Below are 4546 nucleotides of genomic sequence, written 5' to 3' on the forward strand. Positions count from 1 at the left end.
CTCGGACTGGCCCGTGTGCACCCTGGCCGCCGACTACACCACCGTCGTGGACACCACACGCCGCCTGATCTCCCGACTCCACGCCCACGATCAGGCCCTGGTCCTCGGGGGCACGGCCGACCGCGTCTACCGGCTGAGGCCGCGACCGCGGTCCACCGCCCGGCTACCGGTGCGGGGGCGCCGCCGCCCATGACAACACCCGGCGTCCGACGACCGGGCCGGGCCCGCTCCACCAACGCCGCCAACACCCGCCCCGCTACTCGCGGACCGCCGACCACCCCCACGGGGACGCCCGTGACGTTCATGCGCCTCGGCCCCGTCGGCAGCGAACGCCCTGCGATCCGTCGACCTCCCCACGGCGAACCTCGCCGAGTACCGGGCGATCGTGCACCGGTGCCCCGTCGCCGACCTTCCCCGGCTCCGTTCCAACCTCCTGGAACGCGCGAAACGCGCACCGTCGTGGACGATCCCGGGCCCCCTGGGCATGACATTCCCGCGTTCCCGCCGCCCGCCTGGGCAGCGCCCTCCGGACGGACCCCGGCGCCCCCGACCGGGTCGGCAGCGTGATCACCGGATGCGAGCCCGTCGTCGCCGAAACCGGCACGGCCACATTGAACTCGACCGTGTCGAAGGGGTCCACGGATCCCGCACCCTGGATGTGATCGTCGTCGACCGGGACGGCGACCGGGCCGGCCGGCCGGCGGGATCGCGGCCACCGAGGTGATCCGGCCCGGCTACCCGCGCAGGATCCGAGTCGCGGATGCGCGGCGGCCTCCGGACAATGGAGATCTACAAGCAGTCGTCGGGAAGGTCTCATGATGGCTGACCCCGCGGAGGGATCCCCTGCTCCACCGTCCGCTCCGTTCGACCTGCCGATCGTCGCCACGGCAGAGCTGAGTGCCGAAGGCGTCGTCGTCGGTTGGACGGAAGCGGCGGAGCGACTCCTCGGGTATCCGGCGGAGGCGATACTCGGACGGTCCGGTCTGTCCCTGCTGGCCGATCCCGACGTTCCCACCGGGTTCACACCGGGGGGCCCAGCGCAGTCAGGGGTGATCACGGCTCGGCACCGAAACGGGCGCCGCGTGATTGTCGGTGTCCAGGCCGACCCGCTGGCAGCCCCTCACGGGAGCAGACGCTGGCTGCTCTCCGCCGTCGACCTCGGATCCACCCCGTGGTGGGGTGTGAGCCGGTCCCTCCTGGAACGCTTCCTGACCCGGTCACCCTTCGGTATGGCCGTCCTCGACACAGATCTCAGATACGTCTGGACGAACAACACCCTCGACCGCATGGCCGGCGTCTTCAACACGGCACGGCTGGGGAGACGGATGAGCGAGGTGCTGCCCCGGCTGGCCCCCGGAGCCTTGGAAGCCCAGATGCGGCGGGTCCTCGACACGGGTATACCTGTCCTCGATTTCGAGTACCACGGCTACACCCCGGCCGATCCCGACCGCGAACACGCCTTCTCGACCTCGGTCTTCCGCCTCGATGACGTGCAGGGACGGGTGATGGGCGTCTGCTACATGGGGGTCGACGTCACCGATCGCTGGCGGGCCAGGGAACGACTCGCCCTCCTGAGCGAGTCCGGAGGCCGCATCGGCAGCACACTGGACATAGGCCGCACGGCTCAGGAGCTGACCGAGGTCGCCGTCCCCCGGATGGCCGACCTGGTCCTGGTCGACCTGCTCGACTCCGCCCTCAAAGGCGAGGAACCGCGCCCGATCTCCCGGCGCGGCACGCCGTCACTGCGCCGAGTCGCACATCGCTCGCTGGAGGAGGGCTGTCCGGAAGCGGTCGTGGCGGTCGGCGAACAAGCAAGGTACGGGCCGTCCTCCCCCTTCGTTCGCTGCCTGGTCGACGGCCGGGCGATCATCGAGCCGACACTGTCACCGTCCGATGCGCGCTGGCTCGCCGAGGACACCCTACGAGCCGAGTCGGTACTCTCCTTCGATCTGCGCTCGCTGATGGTCGTACCGCTGCGGGCGCGCGGTACCGTCCTGGGCGTGGCCGCCTTCGTCAGGCGTGAACGCACGGAACCGTTCGACCGGGATGACCTGCGGCTCGCCGAGGAGTTCGTCGGCCGAGCTGCCCTGTGCATGGACAACGCTCTGCGCTACACCCGTGAACACACCACCACGCTGACGCTCCAGCACAGCTTGCTCCCACACGAGTTGCCCGCAACCAGCACGGCGGAGGTGGCCTCACGGTACCTGCCGGCCCACGGCCAGGAGGGGGTGAGCGGCGACTGGTTCGACGTCATCGCGCTGTCCGGCGCCCGGGTCGCCCTCGTGGTCGGCGACGTGGTCGGGCACGGTATCAACGCAGCCGCCACCATGGGAAGGCTCCGCACGGCCGTGCACACACTCGCCAACCTGGACTATCCGCCCGACGAACTGCTCGCACACCTCGACGACCTGGCCCTACGCCTCATCGACGAGGAACCCGACGGCTCGGCCACCGCTGCCGTCCTGGGAGCCACCTGCCTGTACTTGGTCTGGGACCCGGTGGCACAGACGTGCACCGTCGCCCGGGCCGGCCACCCGCCTCCCGCGGTCGTCGCGCCCGACGGCACCGTCTCCTTCGCCTCCGTGCCGGCGGGGCCACCGCTCGGCCTGGGCTGGCTGCCGTTCGAGTCGGCAGAGCTGGACGTGGCGGAGAACAGCCTTCTGGTCCTGTTCACCGACGGCCTGGTGGAGCGCCGGGACCGGGACATCGACGTAGGACTGCAGGAGCTGAGGAACGTCCTGGCCGAGTGCACGGGCACGCCGGAGGAGATCTGCGATGCGGTCCTGAGCCGCCTGCGCAACGGCCCCCTGGAGGACGACACCGCGCTGCTGGTTGCGCGGGCCCATCCGCTCGGACCGGACCAGGTGGTCTCGTGGGACCTCCCGTCCGACCCGGAGATCGTCTCGCAGGCCCGCTCCCTGACGACGAACACCCTGGCACGGTGGGAACTGGAGGAGCTGTCCTTCACCACCGAGCTGATCGTCAGTGAACTCGTCACCAACGCCATCCGTCACGGCGCAGGCCCGATCCGGCTCCGCCTCATCCGGCACACCGGACTCATCTGCGAGGTCGCCGACAGCAGCAGCACCTCGCCACACCTGCGCCACGCCCGGACCACGGACGAAGGAGGCCGCGGCATGTTCCTCGTCTCGCAGATGGCCCAGCGGTGGGGCACTCGGCACACCAACCGGGGAAAGATCATCTGGTCCGAACAGACATTGCCCCGTACGGACGTCCCGGACCCCTGACCTCTCGGAGCGGCGTCCGGGGCGGCCGGCGTTGTGGTGGGCGCGCCGGCTGTGCGGGGGCGCGAGGGGTGGCGCACGCTCCGGCCCGTTGGCTGTACCCATGGTCTTCGCAGGCCGGGCCGAGGATACTCGGGGCACCGGACCGAGCCCCTTGTCCCGGAGCCAGTCGTCAGGCGACGGCTCTGGGACCGCTCCGGGCTCGTCGGGTCCGGTCGGCCCACGGACGAACGATGCCGTTCTCCCGTGTGTCCCGCCCTTCCACCACTCACCTGTCCCTGCGCCGCCGACTCGCCGGACTACTGGCCGTCGTCGCGGTCATCTGCTCGTCGCTCGTCCTGGCCGCCCCCTCCCAGGCGGCTCCGCTGGACCTCGTGTGCACGGGCTCCCAGACCCTCAACTACAGCCCGGGGTTGACCCTGACCCCGCAGAGTGTCACCGTCAGCGGCGGCGGAACGTTCAACTGCTTCTCCCTGGCCGACCCGTCCCTGACGGCCGGTGGATTCATCGTTCCGCCGACCGTCGCACCCTGGGCTGTGGTCTGACCGGCGGGGGTGGGACCTTCACCCACCAGTGGAACAACGGCAACACCAGCACCATCAGCGCGACCAGCGTCGTCACGATCAACCTCGGTGCGATCCAGGTCGTCTCCACCGGAACGGTGACCGCCGGGCAGTTCGCCGGCGACACCGCCGTCTTCACCTGGACCGGGACCAGCTCCGAGCTCCTCGCGTGCCTCCTCGGGGGTGTCTCCCAGTACAACGGGACCACCTTCCTGACATTCGCCTGAGCGGCCGTCAGCGACGCATCCGGAGCGGCACGGCTGTTCCGGATGCGTCGAACCCGCATACCCACGCCCCCCGCCTACAGTGCTCGCCGGAATTCGCGACGTACGTGCCCGAAAGGTCGTGCAACTCCGTCACGGGAGCGCCTGGCCAGGGACTCGGCCGCAAGTCCTATGACCAGGCGGGACGGTCAATGGCGTACGGGGAACCGGTTGCCTCGGCCGTTCGGGGCACGTTGGCCGACGAGATCGTCGAGCACCTGCTGCGGGCAGGTGTGCCGCAGGTAGATCACGGTGACCAAGGTGGGGGCTGGTGCCGCTTGCGGATGTGTCGGCCGGTGGCCGTCATGCGGGCAGTTCGGCCCAGACCAGCTGGCCGGTGGCGGTCTGCATGGCGCCCCAGGTGCTGGCCAGGGCGGCGACCATCAGCAGACCCCGGCCGCTGCACCGCCCCGTATCAGCGGCTGCGGAGGTGCGGTCTTCGGGGTCGAAGCCGGGGCCGGAGTCCTCGATC

The 4546-nt window shown here is 70.5% G+C and carries 3 protein-coding genes and 1 pseudogene; all 4 read left to right on the forward strand.

Annotated elements, in window-relative coordinates:
- Nucleotides 1–193: pseudogene (locus PUR56_RS08840) on the forward strand (hypothetical protein); the annotation flags it as partial.
- 889 nt (nt 194–1082) lie between these two features.
- Nucleotides 1083–3251, forward strand: coding sequence for a SpoIIE family protein phosphatase (locus tag PUR56_RS08845; protein WP_329948470.1), 2169 nt, complete (start codon nt 1083–1085; stop codon nt 3249–3251).
- A gap of 245 nt (nt 3252–3496) precedes the next feature.
- Nucleotides 3497–3793 (forward strand): hypothetical protein, encoded by a 297-nt coding sequence (locus tag PUR56_RS08850; RefSeq protein WP_329883227.1) that lies wholly within the window; start codon nt 3497–3499, stop codon nt 3791–3793.
- Between the two features lie 116 nt (nt 3794–3909).
- On the forward strand, nt 3910–4038 hold the full coding sequence (locus PUR56_RS08855) for a hypothetical protein (RefSeq protein WP_329883228.1): 129 nt from the start codon (nt 3910–3912) through the stop codon (nt 4036–4038).
- Nucleotides 4039–4546 lie beyond the last annotated feature (508 nt).

This window comes from Streptomyces sp. BE303 (assembly GCF_036290945.1).
Lineage (GTDB): Bacteria > Actinomycetota > Actinomycetes > Streptomycetales > Streptomycetaceae > Kitasatospora.